This is a genomic window from Nocardia gipuzkoensis, assembly GCF_021183645.1.
Classification (GTDB): Bacteria; Actinomycetota; Actinomycetes; order Mycobacteriales; family Mycobacteriaceae; genus Nocardia; species Nocardia abscessus.
The window spans coordinates 4,025,857-4,046,376 of record NZ_CP089225.1; the positions used below are offsets into that span (position 1 = coordinate 4,025,857).

Here is a 20,520-nt window from a genome sequence, read left to right on the forward strand (position 1 = left end):
GCGCACATCCGACACGCGGTGGACCGCGTCACCGGATCACCGCGGGCACGCGCCGTCATCTGGATCATGGAAAGGGTGTTGCGAAAGATCGGCGTCTCGGCCGCCGTCGTGGTGATTCTCGGGCTCGCCGGTTGCGGAATCGACCGCACCCCGATCCCGGAGGGCATTCCGCCCGGACCGGGCACGCCGCTGCCCGTGATCGACCTCGACGCGCCCGGCCGCACGGCCGTCCAGTTGCGCGGCTGGGCCGGCGATCAGGCCGGTCGGCTGGGCATCCCCTCGATCGCCCTGGAGGCCTACGGCTACGCGGCGGCCGTGATGACCAGAGCCCGCCCGGACTGCGGCGTCGCGTGGACGACGCTGGCGGGCATCGCGAGTGTGGAGAGCAAGCACGGCACCCATCGCGGTGCCGAGGTCGGCCCGGACGGTTCGGTCCGCCCGCCGATCATCGGCGTCCCGCTGGACGGTTCGCCGGGCGTCGCGCTGATCGAGGACACCGATGGCGGCGCGCTCGACCACGACCCGGTGCACGACCGCGCCGTCGGTCCGCTGCAGTTCATTCCGGAGACCTGGAAGCGCTGGGGCGTCGACGCCAACGGCGACGGCACCGCCGATCCGCAGAGCATCGACGACGCCGCGCTCACCGCGGCCAGGTACCTGTGCGCCAGCGGCGGCGACCTCACCTCCGAGCACGGTTGGCAGCGGGCGTTGCTCACCTACAACCAGTCGCACAGCTACCTGCTGACGGTGCGTGACCGGGCCGCGAGCTACAGCGTCGGCCGCCGGGTGTGATCGGCCGGTCCCCGGAGTGCCGGTTACCCGCCGCGCGGCCGGGACGATAGGCTCGCAGCGCACGGCCCATCCCGTGAGACCAACCGTGTCAGCAGCCGAAGGAGTGTCGTTTTCGTGGCCATCATCGAACAGGTCGGAGCTCGCGAGATCCTGGATTCGCGCGGAAACCCCACCGTCGAGGTCGAGATCGCTCTCGACGACGGCACCCTGACCCGCGCGGCCGTGCCCTCCGGCGCGTCCACCGGCGAGCACGAGGCCGTCGAACTGCGCGACGGTGGTGAGCGCTACGGCGGCAAGGGCGTGCGCAAGGCGGTCGAAGGTGTGCTCGACGAGATCGCGCCCGCCGTCATCGGCCTGGACGCCGTGGAGCAGCGCACCGTCGACCAGGTGCTGCTGGACCTGGACGGCACCCAGGACAAGTCCCGGCTCGGCGCCAACGCCCTGCTCGGCGTGTCGCTGGCGGTGGCCCGCGCCGCGGCCGAGTCCTCGGGCCTCGAGCTGTTCCGCTACCTCGGCGGTCCGAACGCGCACGTGCTGCCCGTCCCGATGATGAACATCCTCAACGGTGGCGCGCACGCCGACACCGGCGTGGACGTGCAGGAATTCATGGTCGCCCCGATCGGCGCGCCGACCTTCAAGGAGTCGCTGCGCTGGGGCGCGGAGGTCTACCACGCCCTCAAGGCGGTGCTCAAGGCCAAGGGCCTGGCCACCGGCCTCGGTGACGAGGGCGGGTTCGCACCCGACGTGGCGGGCACCAAGGTGGCGCTCGACCTGATCAGCGAGGCCATCGCCAAGACCGGTCTGAAGCTGGGCAGCGACGTGGCGCTCGCGCTCGACGTCGCGGCCACCGAGTTCTACACCTCGGGCAGCGGCTACAAGTTCGAGGGCGTGGTGCGCTCGGCCGAGGAGATGGCGCAGTTCTACGCCGAGCTGATCGGCGCCTACCCGCTGGTGTCCATCGAGGACCCGCTGTCGGAGGACGACTGGGACGGCTGGGTGACCCTGACCGACCAGATCGGCGACAAGGTCCAGCTGGTCGGCGACGACCTGTTCGTCACCAACCCGGAGCGCCTGGAGGAGGGCATCGCCAAGGGCGCCGCCAACGCGCTGCTGGTGAAGGTCAACCAGATCGGCACGCTCACCGAGACGCTGGACGCGGTGGAGCTGGCGCACCGCAACGGCTACAAGACGATGATGTCGCACCGGTCCGGCGAGACCGAGGACACCACCATCGCCGACCTCGCCGTCGCGGTGGGCAGCGGGCAGATCAAGACCGGCGCCCCGGCGCGCAGCGAGCGGGTCGCCAAGTACAACCAGCTGCTGCGCATCGAGGACGCGCTCGGCGATTCGGCGCGCTACGCGGGCGACGTCGCGTTTCCCCGCTTCGCGTTCGAAGGCTGACCTGCGGTGCGAGCGGCGGGCCCGGCGGAGGTGGCGTGCGTGACCTCGCAGGGCCACGGGAGTACCGCGAAGTAGAGACCGAGGCGTGAGATGACGGAGCGACGTGCGCGTGGGACCAGTCCGGCCGGACGCGGGGACCGCCGCACGTCGCGTGCCGCCACGTCCCGTCCGGCCGACTCCGCGGCCAAGCGCGGGCGCAGGCGATCGGAGGCCGCGGAGAAGCCGAAGCCGCGCAAGAGCGCGTCGCGTTCCGCCGCTGACCGGCACGACCACACGTTCCTCGGCCTGTCCACCGGCAAGGCGGTGATCCTCGCGATGGTGGTGTGCGGGCTCGCGCTGACCCTCGCGGTGCCGATGCGCACGTACTTCACCCAGCGCGCCGAGGCCGCGCAGCTGGCGCAGCAGCGCGCGGAACTGGAAGCGGATCTGGCCCGGCTGCGGGATCGTCGCGCGCAGCAACAGGATCCGGCTTTCATCCGCACCGAGGCGCGCGACCGGCTGCGCTTGGTGATGCCGGGGGAGACGCCGTACATCGTGCAGGTGCCCGGCATCGAGGCGCCCGCCCCGCCCCCGGCGCCCACCCGGGCGCGCGAACCCGATCCCTGGTACACCGAACTGTGGCGCAGTATCTCCGAGCCGCAGCCCACACCGGCGGCCGCGCCGCCCGCCGCCCCGCGACCGCAAGCACCGGAAGGACTGGAAGGACCCAGGTGACCGCACCGAACGACCAGGATCTCGCGATCATCGCCGAGCAGCTGGGCCGTGCCCCGCGCGGCGTGCTCGCCATCGCCTACCGCACCCCGGACGGGATCCCGGCCGTTGTGAAGACCGCGCCGCGCCTGCCGGACGGCACCCCCTTCCCGACCCTGTACTACCTGACCGATCCCCGGCTCACCGCCGAGGCGAGCAGGCAGGAATCCGCCGGTGTGATGCGTGCGATGACCGAGCGGCTCGCCGCCGATCCGGAGCTGGCCGCCGCCTACCGCGCCGCGCACGAGAGCTATCTGGCCGAACGGGACGACATCGAATCGCTCGGAACAGATTTCACCGGCGGCGGAATGCCCGAGCGGGTCAAGTGCCTGCACGTCCTGATCGCCCACTCGCTGGCCAAAGGGCCGGGGGTGAACCCGCTCGGTGACGAAGCCGTGGCGCTGGCCGCCGAGCACGGCCTGCGTGGCACCGCGATTCCGGCCGACTGGCCCGCGCCTCGGCCGACCGGCCCGCGAGAGACTGGAGCACAGCGATGAGTGACCGGGTAGCCGCCGTGGATTGCGGCACGAATTCCATCCGCCTGCTGATCGCCGATGTGCTCGGCGACGGGCGCCTGGCCGACGTGCACCGCGAGATGCGCATCGTCCGCCTCGGGCAAGGGGTCGACGCGACCGGCTCGCTGGCGCCGGAGGCGATCGAACGCACCCGCGCCGCCCTGGCCGACTACGCCGCGCTGATGCGCGAGGCAGGGGTCGGCCGGGTGCGCATGGTGGCCACCTCCGCCACCCGGGACGCCGCGAACCGGGAGGACTTCTTCGCCATGGCCCGGGCCGAACTCGGCACCGTGGTCGCCGGCGCCGAGGCAGAGGTGATCACCGGTGACGAGGAGGCGCGGCTCTCGTTCGCCGGCGCGATCGGCGAACTGTCCGAGGCGGCAGGGCCTTTCGTCGTGGTGGACCTGGGCGGCGGATCGACCGAGCTGGTGTTCGGGGACAGTGCCGGGGTGCGGGCCGCGTTCTCCGCGGACATCGGCTGCGTCCGGATCACCGAGCGCTGCCTGGCAGGCAACCCGCCCACCGCCGAACAGGTCGTCGCCGCCCGCGCCTTCGCCACCGAGCGGTTGACCGAGGCGTTCACGCACGTCCCGGTCGACGGCGCCCACACCTGGGTCGGCGTCGCGGGCACCATGACCACCCTTGCCGCGGTGGCGCTCGATCTCCCCGAATACGACTCGGAACGGGTGCACCTCACCCGGCTGGCCATGGACCAGATCCACGACGTCTGCGACCGGCTGATCGCCATGGATCACGATCAGCGCGCCGCGCTGGGCCCGATGCACCCCGGCCGGGTCGACGTGATCGGCGGCGGCGCGGTCATCACCGAGGTGCTCGCGGAGGAATTGTCCCGGCGTGCGGGCATCTCCGAAATGGTGGTCAGCGAGCACGACATCCTCGACGGCATCGCCCTGTCGATCGCCTGACCGCCGCCCAGTAGGAGCCGGTCCGGCGCACGCTCGGTCAGCCCGGCGGAAGGTGTCCGTTCAGCTTCACCTCGGCGTGTGGCTCGTCTCCGGCGCGAACCGCGGTCCCACTCTTGTGGCGAGCCTTGCCGACCGCGATATCGGCGAGCCGGGAGAGCGATTCCTTGTTCCGGGGCACCAGCAGGAACTCTTGCAGCACGTTGGGCACCAGAACGCCCAACCCGCGTTCGGCATGCTCGTACATCCGGATCTGGGTCTCCTCGGGCGCGGTCTCGACCAGCTCCAGACGGATCCACGCGGCGCCCAGCGGCGAGAGCTTGGCCTCGAGTTCCAGCACGTGCGGCGGATTGACGGCGACGACCTGCGTGGTGTCGTTCGCGGTGATCGGCCACACGCCTGCGCTGTAGTGCAGCTTCGAGCCGACCGCGGGCCAGTTGTCATCGACGTCGCGGATGTGCGTCGCGCCGACCACCCAGGCGCAGAACAGCCACCCGTCGGCCAGGACGGCGAAAACCTCATCCGGTGTAGTCGGCACGGTGATTTCCACGTGGACCATCAGCTCAACGCTTTCTGGGTGGGGGCCTCGGCTGGTTTGCCTGTCGCTTGCGGGGTGCCCGGACGTGCGGCGGGCAAACCTCCCTCGCGGCCCGGTCCGGTCGCGCTTGAACAGAACACACGAATCCTCCGCCGCACCGTCTCGGATGGGACGCTTCGGAGCATGCTTGAAGCGCCAACTACGACTACCGACGGCCGGGACCCGGCCGGGGACACCGCCGTGGTCCTCGTCGGCGCCCATGGCGGCCCCGGCTACTCGTCCACCGCGCTGAGCGGCTGGTTCGCCAACCGATTGCTCGATTCGGAACGCCTGCTGTTTCCGGCGGCATGGTGCTGCGGCCGGGCGCTTCGACCTGGCGGGGCACTGGTGGCGCTCGGGCCGGACTTGCCGTGATCACCCGGTTCGCGCCGGAAGCTTTCCGGGCTCAGGAGATGGCACTGTATTTTTTCTCGGTTGGTACCGAAACGTCGATGTCGGGTAATTTCGCCCGGTTCTATGACCCAGATCACGGGTTCGCCTACTCCGGTATCACCGGAAGGGTCTCGGTGCGTGCGGGGCTGATCGTCGCCGCCAGCGCACCGCGGGTCAGCGAACCCTTGGCAGGCGTGCATCGGCGCGCCGCATGGGTACAGAACACCAAGCACAGCAGCACGATCTAAGGAGAACGCGTGACCAACCCCGGGCCACAAGCCGATCCGACGGGTGACGTCTCGTCTCGGTGGGGCGGTTTGTTCCGCACCAAATCCATCGAACAGTCGATTCGCGACACCGACGACCCCGACTCCAAACTCCGCAGGGACCTGACCGCCTGGGATCTCACCGTCTTCGGCGTGGCCGTCGTGGTCGGGGCCGGCATCTTCACCCTCACCGCACGCACCGCGGGCAATGTCGCGGGTCCGTCCGTCTCGCTCGCTTTCGTGTTCGCCGCGATCGCCTGCGGGCTGACCGCGCTCTGCTACGCCGAGTTCGCGTCCACCGTTCCGGTCGCGGGCAGCGCCTACACCTACTCCTACGCCACCTTCGGCGAGCTCGTCGCCTGGATCATCGGCTGGGACCTCATCCTGGAGTTCGCGCTCGCCGTCGCGGTGGTGGCCAAGGGCTGGTCGCAGTATCTCGGTGAAGTGCTCGGCACCACCTCCCCGGTCGCGCACCTCGGCTCGGTGAGTTTCGACTGGGGCGCGGTGCTGCTGATCACCGTGCTCGGCGTGCTGCTCGCGACCGGCACCAAGGTGTCCTCGCGGGTGTCGGCGGTGGCGGTCGCCATCAAGCTGGGCGTGATCGCGCTGGTGCTCGTCGTCGGCCTCACCTACTTCAAGTCCTCGAACCTCTCGCCCTACATTCCGCCGTCGCAGGCCGGTGAGCGGGGTGAGGGCCTGCGGCAGTCGCTGTTCTCCTACATGACCGGCGCCGGGGACAGCAACTTCGGCTGGTACGGCCTGCTCGCCGCGGCCAGCCTGGTGTTCTTCGCGTTCATCGGCTTCGACGTCGTCGCCACGACGGCGGAGGAGACCAGGAATCCGCAGAAGGCGGTGCCGCGCGGCATCCTCGGCTCGCTGCTCATCGTCACCGTCCTGTACGTCGCGGTGTCGCTCGTGCTCACCGGCATGGTGCCCTACACCGAGCTGTCCGGCGGCGACGCGACGCTGGCGACCGCGTTCGGCATCCACGGGGTGACCTGGGCGAAGAACATCATCTCGATCGGCGCCCTGGCCGGGCTCACCACGGTGGTCATGGTGATGTACCTCGGGCAGACCCGCGTGCTGTTCGCGATGGCGCGCGACGGCCTGATGCCGCGCAAGCTCGCGCACACCGGCAAGAACGGCACGCCGGTCCGCGTCACCGTGATCGTCGGGGTGGGGTGCGCGCTGCTGGCCGGGTTCGTCGACTTCGGCACGCTGGAGGAGATGGTCAACATCGGGACGCTGTTCGCGTTCGTGCTGGTGTCGGTCGGCGTGCTCATCCTGCGGCGCACCCGCCCCGACCTGCCGCGCGGCTTCCGGGTTCCGCTGGTGCCGCTGATTCCCGTCCTGGCCGTGCTGTCGTGCCTGTGGCTGATGCTGAATCTCTCCGTGGAGACCTGGCTGCGGTTCCTGGTGTGGATGGCGATCGGCTTCGTCGTCTACTTCGCCTACTCCCGGCGCAACTCCCTGCTCCGGAAGACACCGGCCGCGTAGTCACCTACGGGCCTGTTCGGGCTCCTCGGGTATCGGCGGATAGCCTGACGCGGTGTCGCAGCGTGAGTTGGTTGTTCTCGGTACCGCGAGCCAGGTGCCGACGAAACAGCGAAACCACAACGGGTACCTGCTCCGGTGGGACGACGAGTCGATCCTGTTCGACCCCGGTGAGGGTACGCAGCGGCAGATGACCTACGCCGGTGTCACCGTCACCGGGCTCACCCGGATCGCCATCACCCATTTCCACGGCGACCACAGCCTCGGCCTCGCCGGAGTCGTGCAGCGGATCAATCTCGATCGGGTGCCCCATCCGGTGGATGTCGTCTTCCCGGCGTCGGGCGCGGCGTATTACGACCGCCTGGTCAACGCGACGTCCTACTATCACCGCGCCGAGCTGCGACCGCGTCCGATGATCGGCCCCGGCCCCGTGGACCTGCCCGAGGCGCCGTTCACGGTGACCGCGGTCCGGCTCTCGCATCCGGTGGACACCTTCGGCTATCGGCTCAGCGAGCCGCCCGGCCGGCGCATCCTGCCGGACCGGTTGCGCGCCCTGGGGCTGCGCGGCCCCGTCATCTCCGAGCTGCAACAGCGCGGCAGCGTCGAGTTCGGTGGGCGCACAGTCACTTTGGCGGAGATCAGCGAGCCACGATCCGGCCAGAGTTTCGCCTTCGTCATGGACACCCGGCTGTGCGCCGGTGTCCAGGAACTCGCCGCCGACGTCGACATGCTCGTCATCGAAGCCACTTTCCTGGACGCCGATGAAAACCTGGCCACCGAATACGGCCACCTCACCGCAGGCCAGGCGGCGCGGGCGGCCGCCGACGCCGGTGCCCGCGCCCTGGTCCTGACCCACTTTTCGCAGCGCTACCGCGACCTCGACGAGCACTTCACCGAAGCGGCGAAGTACTTCTCCGGCGAGATCCACATCGCCACCGACCTCGCCCGAATCCCGCTGCCGCCCCGCCGCTGACGGCCCGCCGCAGAATTCGCCGCGCCGAGATCCCCCGCGGACGCTAACACCAGCCCGCCGCCACCGATCTAGTTCTCTGGGACGCCTGCCGACCCGGGTATGGAACTACCGCCACCGGCGCCGGTCAACCGACCACGCCGTCCGGCACCCGGCCACGGCCGACGCCCCGCCACCCCGACGAATTGTCGGAATTCCGGTACAGCCGTACGACTCGGTACGCTGTCCCGGACGCCCCTATAGCCCAATTGGCAGAGGCAGCGGACTTAAAATCCGCCAAGTGTCGGTTCGAGTCCGACTGGGGGCACCACGAAACCACAGGTAGACCGTCTTTCCCGCCGGCCGACTCAGCCGCGTCGGCACCCCGCTCCGCAGTGAGTCCGCAGAAGTTGGTGCTGCCTGGGTTCAGCCCGTCCCAACCGGTCCAGGTCCATCGACCAGGAGGCGGGCTACGACTGCACGATGAAACGGTCGGGCGCACCTGCGCCGTTCAGCCGGGCCGAGGCGACTTTGCCCGCGACGGCACGGAACAGCACGCCGTCCGGGCCGGTCTCGGGGCGGATCGTCTGAGCGGCTTTTCGAGACGAAGGGTGTGCTCGGTCCGGGACACGTCGGTGTCGGCGCAGCGGACCGTGCAGCGCCATCGATCGGTCGGTTGGTTCAGGTGCGTCAGCGCGAAAGGCCGTGGGCGCGGGCGATGATGCGTTCCATGAGTGTGCGGGGGAGGAGGCGGCGGAGGGCGAAGAGGGCGGGGGCATTGCTGCCGATGGCGTAGAGGGGTTGGGGATGGTCGGCTTCGATCGCTTTGACGATCGTGGTGGCGACCTTTTCCGGGGTGATGCCTTTCGCCTGCTTCTCATCGAGTTTCGCCATGAAGGTCGTGAAATCCTCGGTGTGGGGCGAACCCTCGGTGAGGTATTTGGTGCGCCGCTCGCGGAGGCCGGTGTCGATCTGGCCGGGCTCGACGGCGGTGATCCAGACGCCGAAGGGGGATTCCTCGAAGCGGGCGGCGACCGCGAAGCCGCGTACGGCCGCCTTGGTGGCGACGTAGGAGGAGCGGTAGGGCATCGGGAAACTGGCGAGCATCGACCCGACCATCACAACCCGCCCGTACCCGCGTTCGCGCATGCCGGGCAGCACCGCTTTGGTCAGGGCGACCGGGCCCAGCACGTTCAGCTGGAACAGTCGCTCGACGGCGTCGGTGGGCAGTTCGGCGAGCGGGCCGGCCTGGCTTTCGCCCGCGTTGTTGACCAGTACGCCGACCTGGTCCAGACCGGCTGCGAAGGCTGCTATCGAGGTCGAATCGGTCAGGTCGAGCGCTCGGTACTCGACCCCCGGCACGAGGGCGTCGGAGCCGATGGCATCGGGGTTACGGCTGGTTCCGATCACTCGGTACCCCCGCCCGGCAAGCGCGGCGGCCGTGGCCTTACCGATTCCGGACGACGCACCGGTGACCACAGCGACGCTGGACATAGCGCTCCTTTCGACGGCAATACACTGACGATATCGTCAGTTCACCGATTCGCGCTACCTGGGGGTAACTTCGCGACGCCCGCGATGTAGTCGCCTCGGGCGCGCGGCCATCTCGCCACGAGTGCGCCTGCCCGGTCCGCGCCGCGGCGGGAAACGGCAATACAACGCGTGGTGGCGGAACGGGGATTGCCCATTGAATTCTCCATGGCGGCTTCGGGGCCGCACGCGGCAGCACGGCCACGCCGCGTGCGTCGTGCTCCGACCGGTCGCGGGCCTGTGAGCTGGGCGGACGGCTTCGCCGGTGGACGCGAGATGTGCACCGGCGCAGCCGAAATCGTTCACTGGCGGGAAGTCCGCGCGGATGTCGGTGGTCGTGTGATGGGGCTAGTGTTGGCCGGCGCGGTGCAGGCCGGAGACGCTGCCGCGTTACCCCCGACGCCGAGGAGAATGTGGTGGTAGTCGATACCGTCCGCGAGGAACAGGCGATTCGTCAGATGACGGAGCGACTGGTCGAAAACTACACCGAGACTTATTCTCCGGAGCATATCGAGAGCACCGTGGGTGCGGCCCGGCAGAAGTTCGCCGGTCGCCCGGTGCGGCAGTTCGTGCCGATCCTGATCGAGCGACTGGTGCGCCGGGAACTGGAGAAGGCCCCCGAAGCGGAAGTCCAACCCGCGACGGTACCGATGGAGAAGGCTCCCGAGCCCGCGGCGGCCGCTACCGGGAAACTGCCGGATCTGCGTGAGCTGTGGTCGTCGAAGAAGCGTTTCGCGCCGTACGCGGTGGGCGCCGTCGTCATCGTGACGGTGATCGCCGTCGTACTCGCCGTACGGCAACCCGCTCCCGAGGCTCCCGCGGCCGCCCCGGCCCCTGCCGCGCCGCTCACGGTGGTCCACGGTGTGGTCGGGTCGGAGAAGATGGCGTTCTTCCAGGACCCGAAGGTGATCGACGCGCTGGCCCGCAACGGCGTGCGCGTCGAGATCGAGTCCGCCGGGTCGCGGCAGATCGCCACCTCCATCGATCTCACGAAGTTCGACTTCGCTTTCCCGTCCAGCGAACAGGCGGCCGAGCGGATTCAGCGGCAGCGCAACGTGACCGCCAAGTACACGCCGTTCTCCTCGCCGATGGCGGTCGCGACGTTCACCCCGATCGCCGATCTGCTGGCGAAGACCGGAGCGGTGCGACCAGGGCCGGTGTCGACGCTGGACCTGCGCCGCTACCTCGATCTGGTCCGCAGCGGCACGCGCTGGGACGAACTTCCGGACAACACCGCCTACCCGGTGCGCAAGAACATCCTGATCTCCACCACCGACCCGCGCAGCTCGAACTCCGCCGCCATGTATGTGGCCGCGGCGAGCTATGTCGCGAACAACAACACGATCGTGCAGGGCCAGAGCGCCGAGCAGGCGGTCGTGCCCGCGTTGTCGCGGCTGTTCGTCGGCCAGGGTTACACCGAGAACACCACCGAGGGGCCGTTCAACAACTACCTCGCCACCGGGATGGGTCCGACGCCGATGGTCTGGATCTACGAGGCGCAGTACGTCGAGGCGACCGTGCGCGGACAGACCAAACCCGAGATGACGCTGTTGTATCCCGCACCGACGGTGTTGTCCCGGCACACACTGGTGCCGTTCGGCGCGACGGGTGACCGGCTGGGCCGCCTGCTGTCCACCGACCCGGAGTTGCAGCGGCTGGCCGCCGAGCACGGCTTCCGCACCAACGACGGCGCGCAGTTCGCGAAGGTCGCCGCCGAACGCAAGGTCCCGGTCGCACCGGATCTGCTGGACGTGGTCGCCACCCCGACCTACGACACGCTGGAACATCTGCTCGACGGAGTCACCAAGACCTACAACTGAAGCCCGTCGCGCTCGCGTTTCGGTGCAGACGATCCGGGCATCCTCTTGGCATCAGATGCCGCAACCACGGCGGGCATCGCGGCGGGAGGGAAGCACAGTGACAGCGGACGACGGGCCATGGGAGATACCCCCGATCGATGACGCTCCGGACATCGCGCGCGACAGCGCGCCGCAACCGGGAGCGGCGATGGCCGACACCAGGAACTGGCCGGGCTACGGATTGCTGCTGGTCGCCGCGGCGGTCGCGATCGTGTCCGCGGTGTTCGCGGGCTGGGGGTTCGGCCGTCTGTCGGTCGTGGCGGCGATCATCGCCGTCGTCTTCCTGATCGTCGGGGTGGGCCTGATCGTGCTGGAGCAGGTGCGCGCCCGAGCGAAGGCCCGGCAGCACACCGAGCAACCCGCCGCGCAGGCAACCGTGCCGCCGGGATACTGACGATTCTCAATCCCGGGGCAAGAAGCCCGATTCGATGAATTCCCGCACGAACGTGTCCACCACCGTGCGGTCCACCGCCGGGCAGTCCACTCCGGTGCCTGCCAGCGCGGCGCGGCTGTGCGCGTCGGCCCAGTCGATGTGACTGGCCAGCTCCGCGAAATCGGTGCTCAGCAGCGCTGCGCGCACCAGCGAATCGTCGCCCATCGCATCGCGACGCCGGGCCTCCCTGACCAGACCCGCGCGCACTGTGTCCTCCGGCACCGTCGCCACCGGCAGCCCGTGCGCACGCAGACTGGCGAGGATCTCGCCGACCGCTACCGGAGCCCGATTGACCAAGTGGTAGACGGTTTCCGAGCGCGGGCGCACCGAGATCTCGACGATCGCGCCGGACACGTAGTCCACCGGAACCAGGGAGACGGTGGCGTCGCCGACATCGGGCGCCATGCCGAGGGTCGCGGCGGCCCGCACCATGTTCCACAGCGAATCGTCGGTGCTGTTCACGCCGACGCTCGGGCAGCCGCAGATGGTGCCCGGCCGGTAGATGGCGATGGGCACCCCGCGCTCACCGGCCTGGCGGACCAGTTCCTCGGCGGCCCATTTGGAAGCGAGATAGCCGTTGCCGGATACCTGGTCGGCGCGCAGGCGGACGTCCTCGGTGACCACCGGCGCGTCCGGCTTCGTCGCGACGGCCGCGCCCATGGTGGAGACCAGGTGGAACGGCTTGACGCGCCGAGTCGTGGCCAGCCGCAACAACTCTCGGGTGCCCTCGACGTTGGCCTGCCGTAGCCGCGCGTACGGGTCGAGGTGATTGACACGCGCGCCGTTGTGATAGATCGCGTCGATGCTGTCGGCGAGGCGGTCGTAATCACCGGTGTCGAGGCCGAGGCGCGGTGCGGTGAGGTCGCCCGCGACCACCACGATCCGCTCCGCGGCGCAGGTCCCGTTGAGCCGGTAGCGGTTCAGCGCGGTGAGGATCCGGTCGATTCCTTCCTCGGCGTCGTCGGCGCGCACGACGCACCACACCCGCGCTTCGGTGCGGTCCAGCAGTTCTTGCAGCAGATGGGCGCCGAGAAAACCGGTCGCGCCGGTCAGCAGAACCTCCTGCGGCGGTCCGGTGTGCGCGGGATCGCATCCGCCGATGCCGATTTCCGGTTCCAGGACGGCGTCCCGCTCCGGTGTCGCGGCGCTGGGCGCGGCCGCCCCGGCCAACCGCGCGGCGAGGCCGCCGACGGTCGGGGCCGCGAGGATGGCGGACATCGGCACGTCGCGCCGCAACCGGGCCGAAAGCCGCTGGTGCAAGGTGAAGGCGAGCAGCGACGATCCGCCGAGTTCGAAGAAGTCGTCCCCGGCCCCTATCGGGGACACCGCGAGCACGTCGGCGAAGACTTCCGCGATCGAGCGCTCGAGCGGTGTGCCGGGGCGGGAGCCGGTGCGTGCGGCGAACATCGGCTGCGGCAGCGCGGCACGATCGAGCTTTCCGCTGGTGTTCACCGGGAGCGCGTCGAGGGCCAGCACCGCCGACGGCACCATGTACCCCGGCAGTACGCGCGAGACCACCTGACGCGCCGCGTCCGGGTCCACCATGGCACCCGGCGCGGCTACGACATAGCCGACCAGTCGATCTCCGCCGTCGGAGTGTTTGACCGCCACCGCCGCCCGGCCGACCGCCGGATCGGCCAGCAAAGCCGCCTCGATCTCGCCGAGTTCGATCCGGTGGCCGCGGATTTTGACCTGGAAGTCCGTGCGTCCCAAATAGTCCAGAGAGCCGCCACGATTCCAGCGCACCAGGTCGCCGGTCCGATACATCCGCTCGCCGGGGTGCAGCGGATCGGCGAGGAAGCGTGCCGCGGTCGGGCCGGGCGCACCGTGATAGCCGCGGGCCAGCTGAACGCCACCCAGATAGAGCTCGCCGGGTACGCCGACCGGAACCGGCCGCAACCGCTCGTCCAGCACGTGGCATCGCGAATTCCATTCCGGCACACCGATGGGGATGCCGGGTGCGGTGCGGTCGGCGTCCGAGACGGCGTGCTGGGTGATGCTGACCGTGGCCTCGGTCGGCCCGTACAGGTTGTGCAGGCCGGCCCGGCACACCCCCGCGAAGCCGCGCGTGGTCTCCGGGGACAGAGCCTCGCCGATGACGAAAACGGCTCGCAGCGACGACAACTCGTCCGCTGTCGCGTGCTCGGCGAAGATCGTGAGCATCGCGGGAACGAAATCGGTGAGCGTCACTCGATGCTCGGTGATCAGGCGGCACAGCGCCGCCGGGTCGCGGTGTTCGTCCGGCCCGGCCAGGATCAGCCGTGCGCCCGCGCGCGGCGGCAGGAAGTAGCCCCACAGGGACACGTCGAAGGTCGCCGGGGTCTTGTGCAGATACACGTCGGTGGCGTCGACGCCGTATTCGGCCTGCATCCAGGCGAGTTGATGCACGATCGCCCGGTGCGTGACCACCACGCCCTTGGGGCGGCCGGTCGATCCGGAGGTGTAGAGGACGTACGCGGGGTGGTCGGCGTGCCATGGCGCGCGGCGCTCGGCGTCGGTCACGGGCGACGGATCGAAGCGGTCGAGGTCCAGGGTGTCGACGTCGTAGGCGTCGGTGGCCGTGAAATCGTCCGCGCCGGTGGTCAGCACGCACCGTGGCGCCGCCGATTCCAGGACGTACCGGACGCGTTCGGCGGGGTGGCCGGGGTCGATCGGCACCCAGGCCGCGCCCGCCGCCACGATCGCGTACAGCGCGACGACCTGCGGGATCGACCGCCGCATCGCCACCGCCACGACGGTTTCCGGACCGACGCCTTGTTCGAGCAGCCATCGAGTCAGGCGCGCGGACCGCTCGCGCAAGTGCGCATAGGTGAGCGACTCTTGCCCGCACACCACCGCGATCGCGTCCGGTGTCGCCGTCGCTTGCCGCTCGAACGCGGCGGTGAGCGGTTCGGCCGGGACGTCGTGCTCGGACCCCGTACCCCAGAACCGGATTCGCTTGTGCTCGACCGGATCCATGATGTCCAGATCGCCCACCGCGGCGCCGGGATCGGCCGCGACCTGGAGCAGGATGCGGATGTAGCCGTCGAGGAAACGCTGCACGGTGTGTTCGTCGAACAGGTCGGTGCTGTAACCGAACCGGATGATGATCTCGTCCGGCTCGCCGTCGGCGTCGCGGGTGTCGGCCACGCCGATGTGCAGGTCGGTCTTCGCCGTGTCGGCGTCCACGTCCAGGAACGACACGCTCGGCCCGGACAGGTCGAGGGTGGCCTGGGTGAAGTTCTGGAACGCGAAGCCGACCTGGTAGAGCGGGTGCCGCCCCGGCGAGCGCGTCGGGTTGACCGCGTCGACCACGTGCTCGAAGGGAACGTCGGCGTGCGCGAAACCGGCCAGGTCTCGTTCCCTGGTGCGGTGCAGCAGCCCGGCGAAACTCTCGGCGGAATCGGTGCCGGTCCGCGAGACGGTCGTGTTGACGAACATGCCGACGACATCCGCGAGCGCGGGCTCGGCCCGATTGGTCATCGGCACGCCGATGGCGATGTCGGTGCTTCCGGAGAGGCGGGCGAGCAGCACGGCGAGCGCGCAGCGCATGACCATGAACAGGGTGGCGCGGTGGGCGCCGGCGACGGCGAGCAGGTCCCGGTGCAGGGCCGCGGGCACCGAGCGCTGAATGGCCGAGCCGCGTAGCGTGGCCACCGCCGGTCGCGGCCGGTCGGCGGGCAGATCGAGTTCGTCGGGCAGACCGGCCAGCTCACCGGTCCAGTACGAGAGTTGCCGCGACAGCAGCGAATCCGGGTCGTCGCGCGAACCGAGCAGATCCCGCTGCCACAGGGCGTAGTCGGCGTACTGCACCTCCGGTGGCTGCCAAGCCGGCGGCGCGCCCGCGGCCCGGGCCGCGTAGGCCATGGCTACGTCGCGGGCCAGCGGCGCCAGCGACGACCCATCGGCGCAGATGTGGTGCAGGGCGCAGACCAGGACGTACTCGGTGGGCGTGCGCAGCAGCCGGACGCGCAGCGGCACCTCGGCCGATACGTCGAAGCCCTGCCGCAGGATCGAGCGCACCCGGTCGGTCACCGCGTCGTCGGGCACTTCCTCCACCGCGAAATCGGCGGCCACACAGTCGGTGGCGAGGATCTGCTGCCGTGGCCCGGCTTCGTCGGCGGGGTACATCGTGCGTAACGACTCGTGCCGTTCGACCGTGTCGGCGAATGCCGCGCGCACGGCCGGGACGTCCAGCTCCGACAGCCGCAGCGCGAAGCCGATGTTGTCCACCGAGGACGTCGGGTCGAACTGGTTGCGCAGCCAGAACCGCAGCTGGGCGGGGGAGAGCGGGATGCGCGCCGGTCTGGTGCGTGCGCGCAGTGCCGGGCGGGCCGTGTCGAACCGCTGCGAGCGGATCGCCGTCGCCAAGGTGGCGGCCGTCGAATGGTCGAACACCAGCCGCGGCGGTATGCGCATCCGCCAGGTCTCGCTCAAGCGCGCGGCGACCTGGGTCGCCAGCAGCGAATTGCCGCCTGCCGCGAAGAAATCGGAGTCGGCGCCGAACCGCTCCCGGCCGAGCACGCGGGCGAAGATCTCGGCGGCCAGTTCCTCGCCGAGGTCGGCGGCGGGCCGGTGGTCCGGCTCGTCGAGGGCACGTACGCGCAGCGCCGGCCGATCGGCCTTGCCGGTCGGGGTGCGCGGGATCCGTTCCAGGACCGTGATCGTGTTGGGCACCATGTACTTCGGCAGCAGCGCCGCCAGCACGTCCGCCAAGGCGACGGGGTCGGGCACGTGGCCCGGTTCGGGCTGGACGAACGCGGCGAGCGTGGTCTCGCCCGCGGCTGTCTTGCGGTCGACGGTCACCGCCAGCCGGACGCCGGGCCGTGTGGCGAGGATCGCGTCGATCTCGCCGAGTTCGATGCGGAAGCCACGTATCTTCACCTGGTCGTCGGCGCGGCCGAAATAGTCCAGGTGACCGGTGGTGGTGCGCCGGACGAGATCGCCGGTGCGGTACATCCGGCAGCCGGGCGGCCCGAACGGATCGGGCAGAAACCGTTGCGCGGTCAGGCCCGGTCGTCCGTGATATCCCCGCGCGACCCCGGGCCCGGACACGTACAGCTCGCCGACGACACCGGTGCCGACCGGACGCAGCCGGTGATCGAGCACCTGGCAGCGCATACCGCGCACGGCGGATCCGATGGTGAGCGGTGCGTCCGGCGACAGCGCCGGGCTCAGTGTCGCCATGATGGTGGTTTCGGTCGGGCCGTAGGCGTTGTGGAACAGGCGCCCTTCGGTGGCCCAGTGCCGCGGCAACATCGGGGGGCAGGGCTCGCCGCCGACCATGACCGAGCGCAGCGCGGGCAGTCCGGCGGGTTCGATCGAGGCCAGGGCGGAGGGTGTCAGGAAGACATGGGTGATCGCTTGCCGCGCGAGCAGTTCCACCAGGGCGCTACCGCCGTAGACGGTGGGCGGGGCGACGACCAGCGTGGCGGTGCAGGAGATGGCGAGTAGCAGCTCCAGCACCGAGGCGTCGAAGCTCGGCGACGCGAAGTGCAGCACCCGCGCGGGCTCCTCCAGCGCGCGCCGCGCGGCCAGTTCGGCGCACAGCGCGGCGAGCCCGGCATGGGTGACCGCGACGCCTTTCGGGCGTCCGGTCGATCCCGAGGTGTAGATCAGGTACGCGGTTTGGGCGGCCCGCAGGCGTGCGGGCCGTTCGAAGTACGCGATCGGGTTCGGCGGGTTCGCCGCTACCCGCGCGATCACCTGCGCATCGTCCAGTGCGAGCCAGTTCACCTCGGTGGGCAGCGTCGCCGCGTGCCCCGAGCGAGTGAGTCCGAGCGTGGCGCCGCTGTCGATGACCTGAAACCGGATGCGGGACGGCGGAAGTGCCGGATCGATGGGCACGAAGGCGGCGCCGGTCTTGGCGATCGCCCACACCGCGAGCACCGAATCGGCCGAACGCGGGAGTGCCACCGCGACCGCCGTTTCGGGGCCCGCCCCCGAGGCGAGCAGCAAGCGCGCCAGCCGGGACGAGCTGGCGTCGAGGTCGCGGTAGGTGATCTGGGTGTCGTCGCACATCACCGCGACGCGGTCGGGATCGTGTTCCGCCGCGGCGGCGAGCAGCGCGGCGAGCGTGGGCGGGCCCGGATCGGCTGACCTGCGGCGGCGTCCGCCTCGGACGGGTGGACGAGGATCCCGGATACCGCTGGTCATGACTTCGTCCGTTCCGCGTAGCAGCAAACGCGGAGATGCTATAGCCGCCCGGCGGTATTCTTCACCGATGAGAAGGCGCCGCTCACCGACTCCGGCCCCGGCGCTCGCGTCATCCGGCGGCGATCGCCGCGCTGCCGGGCACTACGCGGATTTGCCCGAAGGCGAAGCGCTGGTTTGCGTTCCGATCCCGCGCCTCGCGCACACCCGCGCAAACCGGGGAACTCACCACCCGCGTCGGGGGACGCCCGCTTGTCGCCGTTCGTTCTCGTGCGACCGGTCCGGCGCTCGGCTCGATCGCCGACCGACTGCCGGGCGACCGCACTGAGGACGCACGCCTGCACGGTGTCGACGACCGCGGCGGTGCCCGCGCCCGCAGGACTGGTTCGAACGGCTACCCGCTAACGGGTGCCGTGCCCCTGGCATGCCGTCAGTGCGGTGTTCTTGGTGGCGTTGAACCGGTCGATCGCCGCGTTCAGGGTGTCGGTGTCGGCGCGGCGGTCCAGGGTGTCGGCCAAGGCATCGGTGTCGTCGCGGTAGGCGCGCAACGGGTTCGCGATCGCGGACGGTACCTCTCTGGACACGTTCTGGTCGACCGAGCGCGCATTGTTGCGCAGCGTCGAGACAGCGGTGTCGGCTTTGCTGTTCGTATCGGGGTCGCTGCGGCCCTTTGTGTTGCTGGCATCGATGTAGTCGTTGAACGCCCGCACCGAGCTGCCGTTCGCGGCGAGGAAGGCGTCGCACGCCGATCCGGTCGCGCGTTCGACTGCGGCGGTCCGCGACGACGAGGCGGCGGCCGAGGAGGAGGTGACCTCCGAGGCGTACGCGGCCAGGTCGGTCCGGTTGACCTCGGCGGTGCCGGAAACCTGCTGTGCGCAGGCGCCGATGATCAGCACGCCCACGGTGGTGGCCGTCGCGGCGGCGAGCAAGCCGGCGCGTTCGAGTAGTCGCATGGTCGGTCCCTCACTCCCCTCGGAAGTCCGGCCGGGACAGATGAGCAGAGCCGGACATTCCGACCGTACGTTGTGCGCTCGAGCGACGCGCGCCCGCGCCGATATCGATGGTCAACCGATATCGGCGCGGGCGGCGGTTCAGCTCTGGCCGAGCATGGCCCGCATCTGCTCGATCTCCGCCTGCTGGGCGGCGATGATCGTGCCCGCGAGCGCCTTCGCGTCGGGGTTCGCGCCATCGGCCAGTTCGGTTTCGGCCATGGCGATCGCGCCCGCGTGGTGCTCGATCATCATGGTCAGCCACTGACGGTCGAAGTCCGGACCCGATGCCGCTCGCAGCGCCGCCATCTGCTCGGCGGACATCATGCCGGGCATCGCGTGGCCGCCGTGCCCTTCGCTCGGAGTGGGCGCCGGCTTGCCGAAGCTCTGCAGCAGGGTGGTGATCTGCTGCATCTCCGGCGCCTGTGCCTGTTCGACCTTGGCGGCGAGCGCGCGCAGCTGCTGGTTGTCGGTATGCGTGGGCACCAGCCGCGCCATTTCGACCGCCTGGGCGTGGTGCGGATACATCATCTGCAGGAACATCACGTCGGCGTCGTTGTGCTCGGCGCGCGCGGCTGTGCCGGGGGCGGCCGGAGCGGTCGTCGAGGTGCCGTGCTCGGTGGTGTGCCCGGTGTCGGCGTCGCCGCATCCGGCGAGGCTCACCGCGGCGGCCGCGGCGAGCGCGAGGGGCAGGCGGGTACGGGTGGAGAACATGGGTTGGCTCCTAGCGAAGTGCGAAGTCTGAGGACGGAGTGGACAACGCCGCGACCGTGGTTCGGACACACGGCGGCGGCGGACCTGTCAGATCCGCAGAATCGCCAGTTCAGCCCTGGTGAGCACGGTCCACGGCGGCGGTCGTTCCGGCCGCGGCCGCCAGTGCCGCGGTCGCGCGACACCGTGGCCGGGGCGATCGACCGCCATGCGGTAGAGCAGCACCAACGCGACCAGTGCGACGAGGGAGACCAGGATGAACACGCAGCCGTGCAGGGCGCTGTGCGCGCCGTCGCACCCGCCGCCCGCACAGTGGGAGTCGTCCGCGAGGTGGGCCGCCGCGACCATCGAGCGTGCTGTTTCGGGCCAGGACGCGCGGCTGGTTATCACCGCTGTGACCTGCGCGGCATAGGAATCGGCGGAAGCGACTATCGGCGCTTCACCTGCGCGCGAGGGCGCACTGCTGTCGGGGCGGGTCGCCTGCCGTGGCTGAAGCCGGTCGTGGCCGATCGAAGTGCTGTCCGCGGGCGACGGAACGTCTCGATGGTGCGGTCCGGTCTCGTCATGGTCGGAGGCCGGTCGCGGAGGGGAGGCGGCCGGTGGTGCGCCAGGCCGTTCAGGGCCGCCGGAAGCGGAAGCGGGGACCGCGTGTGCACCGGTGGCGTGGACGTGCCCCCCGGACCCGAAGATCACCGAGTGCATGGCGACCACCCCGGCGAGCAGCGCCAGCACACCGAGCAGCCGGGCGAGCCCGGCGGCGCGGCGGATGCGGCGTTCGACCACGAGAGCCGAGTCTAGTCGCCGCC

17 protein-coding genes and 1 tRNA gene are annotated in these 20,520 nt (G+C 70.3%); 12 read left to right on the plus strand and 6 right to left on the minus strand.

The window, feature by feature from the left end:
* Positions 1–66 precede the first annotated feature (66 nt).
* The 5 genes from LTT66_RS17850 to LTT66_RS17870 all read left to right on the plus strand — a co-directional run bounded on the left by LTT66_RS17850 (position 67) and on the right by LTT66_RS17870 (position 4,384).
* A complete protein-coding gene (locus LTT66_RS17850) occupies positions 67–792 on the plus strand; it encodes a lytic transglycosylase domain-containing protein (protein ID WP_195094993.1) in 726 nt (241 codons plus the stop codon).
* 114 nt (positions 793–906) lie between these two features.
* The gene (eno, locus tag LTT66_RS17855) at positions 907–2,193 is read left to right on the plus strand and encodes a phosphopyruvate hydratase (RefSeq protein ID WP_043731780.1); all 1,287 of its coding nucleotides are present in this window, start codon (positions 907–909) and stop codon (positions 2,191–2,193) included.
* Positions 2,194–2,283: 90 nt separating this feature from the next.
* Positions 2,284–2,907, plus strand: a complete 624-nt coding sequence (locus tag LTT66_RS17860; protein ID WP_195067727.1) for an FtsB family cell division protein — start codon at positions 2,284–2,286, stop codon at positions 2,905–2,907.
* Complete coding sequence (locus LTT66_RS17865) at positions 2,904–3,440, plus strand: DUF501 domain-containing protein (RefSeq protein ID WP_233068866.1); 537 nt, start codon at positions 2,904–2,906, stop codon at positions 3,438–3,440. The genes LTT66_RS17860 and LTT66_RS17865 overlap by 4 nt, the downstream gene beginning before the upstream one ends.
* On the plus strand, positions 3,437–4,384 hold the full coding sequence (locus tag LTT66_RS17870; RefSeq protein ID WP_233068868.1) for a Ppx/GppA phosphatase family protein: 948 nt from the start codon (positions 3,437–3,439) through the stop codon (positions 4,382–4,384). Before LTT66_RS17865 ends, LTT66_RS17870 begins: the two co-directional genes overlap by 4 nt.
* Positions 4,385–4,421: 37 nt before the next feature.
* On the opposite strand, the gene LTT66_RS17875 is transcribed toward LTT66_RS17870, so the two are convergent.
* Positions 4,422–4,940, minus strand: coding sequence for an SRPBCC family protein (locus tag LTT66_RS17875; RefSeq protein WP_233068870.1), 519 nt, complete (start codon positions 4,938–4,940; stop codon positions 4,422–4,424).
* 162 nt (positions 4,941–5,102) lie between these two features.
* Here LTT66_RS17875 and LTT66_RS17880 point away from each other — a divergent pair, with 162 nt between their 5' ends.
* From LTT66_RS17880 to LTT66_RS17900, 5 genes are all read left to right on the plus strand, one after another.
* A complete protein-coding gene (locus LTT66_RS17880) occupies positions 5,103–5,333 on the plus strand; it encodes a hypothetical protein (RefSeq protein ID WP_233068872.1) in 231 nt (76 codons plus the stop codon).
* A complete protein-coding gene (locus LTT66_RS17885; protein ID WP_233068874.1) occupies positions 5,330–5,599 on the plus strand; it encodes a hypothetical protein in 270 nt (89 codons plus the stop codon). Before LTT66_RS17880 ends, LTT66_RS17885 begins: the two co-directional genes overlap by 4 nt.
* A gap of 9 nt (positions 5,600–5,608) precedes the next feature.
* On the plus strand, positions 5,609–7,114 hold the full coding sequence (locus LTT66_RS17890) for an amino acid permease (RefSeq protein ID WP_233068876.1): 1,506 nt from the start codon (positions 5,609–5,611) through the stop codon (positions 7,112–7,114).
* A 52-nt stretch (positions 7,115–7,166) separates the two neighbouring features.
* Positions 7,167–8,084, plus strand: a complete 918-nt coding sequence (locus tag LTT66_RS17895) for a ribonuclease Z (RefSeq protein ID WP_233068878.1) — start codon at positions 7,167–7,169, stop codon at positions 8,082–8,084.
* Positions 8,085–8,314: 230 nt separating this feature from the next.
* Positions 8,315–8,391: transfer RNA gene (locus LTT66_RS17900), tRNA-Leu, on the plus strand.
* A gap of 359 nt (positions 8,392–8,750) precedes the next feature.
* Here LTT66_RS17900 and LTT66_RS17905 read toward each other — a convergent pair.
* Positions 8,751–9,554 carry an SDR family oxidoreductase gene (locus LTT66_RS17905; RefSeq protein WP_233068880.1) on the minus strand — a complete coding sequence of 268 codons (804 nt, stop codon included), beginning with the start codon at positions 9,552–9,554 and terminating at the stop codon, positions 8,751–8,753.
* 452 nt (positions 9,555–10,006) lie between these two features.
* Here LTT66_RS17905 and LTT66_RS17910 point away from each other — a divergent pair, with 452 nt between their 5' ends.
* Both LTT66_RS17910 and LTT66_RS17915 read left to right on the plus strand, forming a co-directional pair.
* Positions 10,007–11,410: a three-helix bundle dimerization domain-containing protein gene (locus tag LTT66_RS17910; protein WP_233068882.1), complete on the plus strand. Its 1,404-nt coding sequence runs from the start codon at positions 10,007–10,009 to the stop codon at positions 11,408–11,410.
* Positions 11,411–11,507: 97 nt separating this feature from the next.
* Positions 11,508–11,843: a hypothetical protein gene (locus LTT66_RS17915; protein WP_233068884.1), complete on the plus strand. Its 336-nt coding sequence runs from the start codon at positions 11,508–11,510 to the stop codon at positions 11,841–11,843.
* 6 nt (positions 11,844–11,849) lie between these two features.
* Here LTT66_RS17915 and LTT66_RS17920 read toward each other — a convergent pair whose 3' ends face one another.
* The 4 genes from LTT66_RS17920 to LTT66_RS17935 all read right to left on the minus strand — a co-directional run bounded on the left by LTT66_RS17920 (position 11,850) and on the right by LTT66_RS17935 (position 20,497).
* Positions 11,850–18,017, minus strand: a complete 6,168-nt coding sequence (locus LTT66_RS17920; protein WP_233068886.1) for a non-ribosomal peptide synthetase — start codon at positions 18,015–18,017, stop codon at positions 11,850–11,852.
* 398 nt (positions 18,018–18,415) lie between these two features.
* A complete protein-coding gene (locus tag LTT66_RS17925; RefSeq protein ID WP_233068888.1) occupies positions 18,416–18,967 on the minus strand; it encodes a hypothetical protein in 552 nt (183 codons plus the stop codon).
* A gap of 138 nt (positions 18,968–19,105) precedes the next feature.
* A complete protein-coding gene (locus LTT66_RS17930; RefSeq protein ID WP_233068890.1) occupies positions 19,106–19,717 on the minus strand; it encodes a DUF305 domain-containing protein in 612 nt (203 codons plus the stop codon).
* An 87-nt stretch (positions 19,718–19,804) separates the two neighbouring features.
* A complete protein-coding gene (locus LTT66_RS17935) occupies positions 19,805–20,497 on the minus strand; it encodes a hypothetical protein (RefSeq protein WP_233068892.1) in 693 nt (230 codons plus the stop codon).
* Between the last annotated feature and the right edge of the window lie 23 nt (positions 20,498–20,520).

Bases quoted from the DNA above. Each gene is read 5' to 3' on its own strand.
- LTT66_RS17850 (WP_195094993.1), top strand. From the start codon at position 67: ATGGAAAGGGTGTTGCGAAAGATCGGCGTCTCGGCCGCCGTCGTGGTG.
- LTT66_RS17860 (WP_195067727.1), top strand. From the start codon at position 2,284: ATGACGGAGCGACGTGCGCGTGGGACCAGTCCGGCCGGACGCGGGGAC.
- LTT66_RS17870 (WP_233068868.1), top strand. From the start codon at position 3,437: ATGAGTGACCGGGTAGCCGCCGTGGATTGCGGCACGAATTCCATCCGC.
- LTT66_RS17875 (WP_233068870.1), bottom strand. From the start codon at position 4,940: ATGGTCCACGTGGAAATCACCGTGCCGACTACACCGGATGAGGTTTTC.
- LTT66_RS17880 (WP_233068872.1), top strand. From the start codon at position 5,103: ATGCTTGAAGCGCCAACTACGACTACCGACGGCCGGGACCCGGCCGGG.
- LTT66_RS17905 (WP_233068880.1), bottom strand. From the start codon at position 9,554: ATGTCCAGCGTCGCTGTGGTCACCGGTGCGTCGTCCGGAATCGGTAAG.
- LTT66_RS17920 (WP_233068886.1), bottom strand. From the start codon at position 18,017: ATGACCAGCGGTATCCGGGATCCTCGTCCACCCGTCCGAGGCGGACGC.
- LTT66_RS17925 (WP_233068888.1), bottom strand. From the start codon at position 18,967: ATGCGACTACTCGAACGCGCCGGCTTGCTCGCCGCCGCGACGGCCACC.
- LTT66_RS17930 (WP_233068890.1), bottom strand. From the start codon at position 19,717: ATGTTCTCCACCCGTACCCGCCTGCCCCTCGCGCTCGCCGCGGCCGCC.